This window comes from Cohnella pontilimi (assembly GCF_005049045.1).
Taxonomy (GTDB): Bacteria; Bacillota; Bacilli; order Paenibacillales; family Paenibacillaceae; genus Cohnella; species Cohnella pontilimi.
In genome coordinates this window covers 1-5,313 of record NZ_SUPK01000018.1, presented here as the reverse complement: position 1 = coordinate 5,313, position 5,313 = coordinate 1, and the positions used below count along the sequence as shown (strand labels likewise).

Below are 5,313 nucleotides of genomic sequence, written 5' to 3'. Positions count from 1 at the left end.
ACTTCATTGTAGAGTGACCTCCATGATGATAGGTTTTTGGGGCAACGACCCCGTGTGCAACCCTATCTTACCGAGGCACTCTTTTTTATTCAAAGTCCGAATTAATCGCATTACAGGAATTCTAACGGGTACGATAGCAGAACGACAACAGGCTGCCGATATAATGATATGCTCCCCTCAAAGTAGACAGGTGAAATAATAAAAACAAATCCCTTGGGGCATAGTATTAGATGTAACAGGAAATTGCATATTGAAACCGTTGATTGCCGACACAGCCTGATTGAAGAAAGAGGAGGTAGAGAACATTAATAGAGTATACACGAAGTGGAGAATAATGATTGGGGTTTTTACTGCCCTGCTTCTGTTTGCGGTCTTTATTTGGTTTTCGTATACGACGACAACCTACGAATATGCAACAATTGTTGCGAAAACACCAAATTCAATTTCCTTAGAGAATGAAAGTGGGCGGAAAGCGAGAGTATCAACATCCTTGGATATTAGTGATTTTTTTCGGTTGGAGCAAAAATCCAATGAAGTATCTTATTGACGCACGCGATCATTGCAACTTTGTGTGGCTTTCCCTCGGCAATCTTCTTATCGTTAAAGGCCTTCATTTTTTTGCTGCCGGAGCGTCGTAAGCCACAGAGCACGGCCAAGAACAACGTGTGCCTAAGCCTACTGGATCCACGCTTCGAATCCGTAAGCAATGTAGTAGGTACCACTGCAAAACCTATTGCCAGGGCACAACAAGCAAAGACCCGCCGGTTTCAACTGGCGAGTCTGTTGGTGGAGTGTTTGGCTCCGCGTTATCGTTTAAGCAGGTTAATATGATCAAGATTCGTACTGGTATTGAAAATAAACTCCAGCTTGTACTTTCCGCGATTATACGTGATTTTCTGCTGTACGAGGGAACCATTCCGTATGGTAACCGAATCGGAGGGGGCGTACCAGTTGCTAAAGAGCATACGTTTCGTAATGCCGCCGATATTCGTCTGCCGTTGGACATTCGTACCGAAGTAGCGCACTTCACGAAGCTTGTTATTATTGTACGCGAACGCATATCCGGGGTTCCCCATCTCGGCATGATACACATCGAACCCAGTAGCGTTCGTTCGCGGCTTGTCCGGCTGGCCGATCTTACCGACGACTTGATTACGTGTGCTTACACCAATCGTGAACATGTTTGCCGAAACGGGGAATCGGCCGTTCAGCGCCGGTTTATAGAAGCTGTTCAGTGTCTTGAGCGCCATCGCTTCGTCTTCGGCGCTGGCTTGCTGCACTGCTTTTGCCGTTCCTTGGGCCGCGGCTTGCCCAGAGATTCCAGTCAGGAGAACTAGGCTGGAGAGCGTCACAGCCAGTGCAGGTTTAAGCAGTTTCTTCATGTGAGCATCTCCTCACTTGTTTGTTATGTGGGATTGGTTTATCTCCCGCAAACCACTATAAACCAAATAAAAGATCGATTTCAAATCCAATTTTTATGGTAATTCTCTAGGTAGAATGCTCCTTGCTAGGTTTTTATACATCACGAACCTCTGCCTTCGCTCAAATTAATAATAACCCGCAGCGCTGAGATTGTAACAACATAAATACATTCAAATCCGCGCGCAGCGCGGCTTTTTCGTTTTTTCGATGATGATGTGGAACTGCACTGCTGCTTCCGCAGTACGAATTTCTTCAGGAGCAGTTCACGGAGTTGTATGCCAAAGTGGACTTTGATGAAATGGAATTGGCGGGGTTTTGGGGCATGGTTCGGTATCTCATTAAAGCCTACCTAAATGGTATGGTTGGGGAACGAGGGTGTCGATCTCCTTAAAATAGCCCCGTTATGATGGCGAAGCCTCAATTAAAAGGCTCGGAGATCGGGCTGTGCACTGGAGCGATTGTAAAAGTGCCCATTATTGTACGAAGCGGCTGCAAATAGGGATTGCTGGAATTCCGAACGCTTGACAGTTATCAGTTTGCAGGAATTAATACATGCCCCCCGCGGAGGCGTGTTTGGAAGGGGGGCCTACCCCGGTACCCCGCGATTAGCCCATGGGTTAATTATGACGAGGCGCAGTGTCAATACATCGTGGTGACAAATAATAGTTCGTTGGATTTTAACTTATTGAATTAACTGCTTTCTGAATCTGCTGCAACAAAATAGCATGCCCTTCCGTTAATAGTAGGGTCTATTACGGATCTCAGAAAGGAAGTTCATCATGAGTAAAATGTCAAAAGCAATTATGTTCGCATCTATAACACTGATATCATCGATGCTCGCCATTCCCGCAGGAACAATTCAGGCTAAAAGCGAGCCGTCTGTTACATTTCAACTTGGTAAAAAAACGGTTATCGACTATAGGGGTGCACATCAACTTACAACCGCTCCCTACTTAACGAACGGAAATTCTATGGCCCCGATTCGATCGTTAGCTGAAGGTTTGAAAATCCCGATTACGTGGGATCCAAAGACAGCTAAAATCACTCTTTCTATCAGCAATACCAACTTATCGATCAAGTTGAATGACGATCGGTTGTGGAAAGAGGACGGCTCCTATATCAGAATGCCAGCACAGGTCATATCGCTGGATGGAAATGCATTTGTACCCTTGCGTGTCATTGCCAATGCATTGCACAGCAATATCGTATGGCAACCGGCATTAGGTAAGATTATTGTATCTAAATCAGATGACGTACCTATCGTGAAGTACAGGTCCTCCTTTGATGAGGGGACTGACAATTGGATTGGCGAATTTGCGGACTTGCCTTCACAAGGTGACAATACGATTTACGAGCTTGAACATAAGAGAGAGCTGCTTCCTCTTCCCGGAAATACTAAAAACTATGGGTACAAGTTCCAAGGAATGAATCGAAGTGATGATTTATTTATGTTCATGTACAAGAAAGTATCAGGACTTCAACCCAATGCGACATATAACGTCAGCATGCTTTTCGATCTTTATACGAACGAAGCTGGAGGAAGCTTCGGTATAGGCGGATCACCTTCGGAAGCCGTTCACGTAAAGGCAGGGGTAGTCAATATGGAACCTAAGCCGATTATAGTGGATGATTACTTTAGAATGAGCATCGATACGGGAAGTCAGAGTCAGAGCGGAAAACAGATGCAACGGATCGGTAACATCGCGAAGCCGGACGCAGGTCAAGAAGGGTATCAACGCAAGCCGTTCAAATATGATACTAAGGTAACAACCAATAAGAACGGGGAAGCCTACCTCGTAATCGGTACGGATTCAGGATACGAAGGATTGACGACATTGTATTATGACAATATACAGGCCGACTTCAGCTTTGAACGGTAGTCATTGACTGATACGAAAGGAAAGAATACTAGATGGAACGATTACGTATTCTTTGGAGAGTACAAGTATTGAGGAAATGGCCTTTTACTACATTGTCGAGAACATGGGGAGCGACGCATTCTCTAATGATTTTATTGCTGGTTTGATCCGAAAAGTGGTTGCAGCCATGAAGAAGGAGTTCCAAATCGAAGTGGACAAATCAACATAAACAGGATGTATTAGCGAAGGTTAGCAATGCTGTGAAAATGGTACTAATCAGGGAGCAGATCAAAGGTGAGCAATTGCGGTTTCTAACCAATGCCTTCCTGGATCAAGCGAAGGAAAAATACAGAAACTGGCCGATCGAAGCTTAATGTGTAATTTAACGAATGCCCTAGCTTTACAGCTAATGTGATGAGGATGCTTCTGATTGGAAATGTTGTTGACGTATCGTTGACGAAAACCGTCAACAAGTACCCCAACCAACCAAACCAAAACAAAGAGCGAACCGAGAAAACCCTTATGAATCAAGAGATTAACCCGGTTCGGCAGAGCGCAACAACATCATTTTATCAGCCTTCCAAGCTGATAGTGTTGTTCGATACATCGTGATGGTTTATCCCTCAGCCACAAGACGAGTTACTTCATGGCTAGTAATTCACTAAATTTCCATTTGATGGGTAATGATCGCGCGTCAAAAATAGTAGCATACGGCCCTCCTTCTCAGAACCGCTCCTGTTAGCACATTTCGGATACCGCTACCTTTGCGGTGACGAAGAAGCGGCCGGGTACATATAATGACGCTTTTTGGAAAACTTAAATCGAGAGGTGGTGATTTCATGCAGCATTCAGATAACAGCGTCATCCAGCAAGCGTTTTATATGAAAGGCTTGAACGATGGCGTGGAGATCGGCTTCCCAATGGGATACATTAAAGGAGTCGAAGATACGGTTGGGAAAATCGGCCATGACGCCAGCCAACGTCTTAGGGAAGGCAAGGGGGATGTCATGGCGTATTACCGAAATTTGAAAAAAGATATGAAACCACGATGAAAAAAAGCGCCCCGCGAGAGGCTTGTTAATTTAGATAGCTGAAACACTGCACAAAAAGGACCGCTGGAGAATTACTCCACGGTCCTTTCATATTTTACGCCTTTTGGTCACATGATCACAATATGCTCACGTGATTTACGCACAAACCGTGATATGCCGTTTGTGATGTTACATTACTGGATAGGCAAAAACGTTGATATGACGCACAATTCACAATTTTTGTACTTCGGGGTTAACGATGTTATAGTACGGTACCGTGATGATGCTGATTACTGATGGAGGGCGTAAAAACCGCTACGGTAAAGGGAGAGGAGTTAAGTATGAAGCCAAATGCTCACAATTTGCTCACATCGGCCATAAGCGAAGAGAATTTATCTGCGGATTCACGTTTGACGCTTTTGGTGACGTGAAGGTATATAGCGCGGGTGATCCTGTCGTTCTTATGCCCGAGCCGCTCCGCAGCCTCCTCGATCGGGACACCTGCCTCGGCGAGAAGTGATGTGTGCGTATGCCGTAATGAATGAGGTGAGAAATGGTTCGGTAGATTCCAAAAAGAATGTGACGAACATCCGGACCCATTCGTATTAGCTGAACACGCCAAGCAAGGGCCTTTGTAATAATCTACCGGCGGTTAATCCGCAACATTAATGCAACAAATACCCTACAGGAAAAGTCAATTTTTGCGTAACTCGAAGGAATTGTCTTCTCACGAATAATCCGGTTACCAAACTATCCAATTTGCGAGTCTGGCGAATCGAATAAAACAGAGTCGCCGACTTCCGTATCACTTGAGCATTTTCGAGGGAAGACTTAAAGCAGAAGCCGCCAAGAACGATGGCGGTGAAGAGCGGTTCCAACGTCAAATTTAATACGAAATCCAGAGGTGGACCCATTGAAAAAGATAGGACAAACAAGCATTTGCGCACTGTTATTGGTGCTTATGGCCGGTTGCGGATGGTTTTCGACCTCGTCACCATCAC

3 protein-coding genes and 2 pseudogenes are annotated in these 5,313 nt (G+C 45.1%); 2 read left to right on the top strand and 3 right to left on the bottom strand.

Annotated elements, in window-relative coordinates:
* Positions 1-497: 497 nt before the first annotated feature.
* Positions 498-710, bottom strand: a pseudogene (locus E5161_RS21220) (IS110 family transposase); the annotation flags it as partial.
* A 96-nt stretch (positions 711-806) separates the two neighbouring features.
* Positions 807-1,382 carry a YjgB family protein gene (locus tag E5161_RS20565; protein WP_136779756.1) on the bottom strand — a complete coding sequence of 192 codons (576 nt, stop codon included), beginning with the start codon at positions 1,380-1,382 and terminating at the stop codon, positions 807-809.
* 819 nt (positions 1,383-2,201) lie between these two features.
* Here E5161_RS20565 and E5161_RS20560 point away from each other — a divergent pair.
* Together E5161_RS20560 and E5161_RS20555 are read left to right on the top strand one after the other, a co-directional pair.
* Positions 2,202-3,302 (top strand): copper amine oxidase N-terminal domain-containing protein, encoded by a 1,101-nt coding sequence (locus tag E5161_RS20560; protein ID WP_136779755.1) that lies wholly within the window; start codon positions 2,202-2,204, stop codon positions 3,300-3,302.
* A gap of 818 nt (positions 3,303-4,120) precedes the next feature.
* Entirely contained in the window at positions 4,121-4,333 is a 213-nt protein-coding gene (locus tag E5161_RS20555; protein WP_136779754.1) for a hypothetical protein, read from the top strand.
* Between the two features lie 334 nt (positions 4,334-4,667).
* Here E5161_RS20555 and E5161_RS20550 read toward each other — a convergent pair.
* Positions 4,668-4,862, bottom strand: a pseudogene (locus E5161_RS20550) (tyrosine-type recombinase/integrase); the annotation flags it as partial.
* Between the last annotated feature and the right edge of the window lie 451 nt (positions 4,863-5,313).

What these genes read in the sequence shown, in the direction of transcription:
- E5161_RS20565 (WP_136779756.1), bottom strand. Translation starts at nt 1,382, where the DNA reads ATGAAGAAACTGCTTAAACCTGCACTGGCTGTGACGCTCTCCAGCCTA.
- E5161_RS20560 (WP_136779755.1), top strand. Translation starts at nt 2,202, where the DNA reads ATGAGTAAAATGTCAAAAGCAATTATGTTCGCATCTATAACACTGATA.
- E5161_RS20555 (WP_136779754.1), top strand. Translation starts at nt 4,121, where the DNA reads ATGCAGCATTCAGATAACAGCGTCATCCAGCAAGCGTTTTATATGAAA.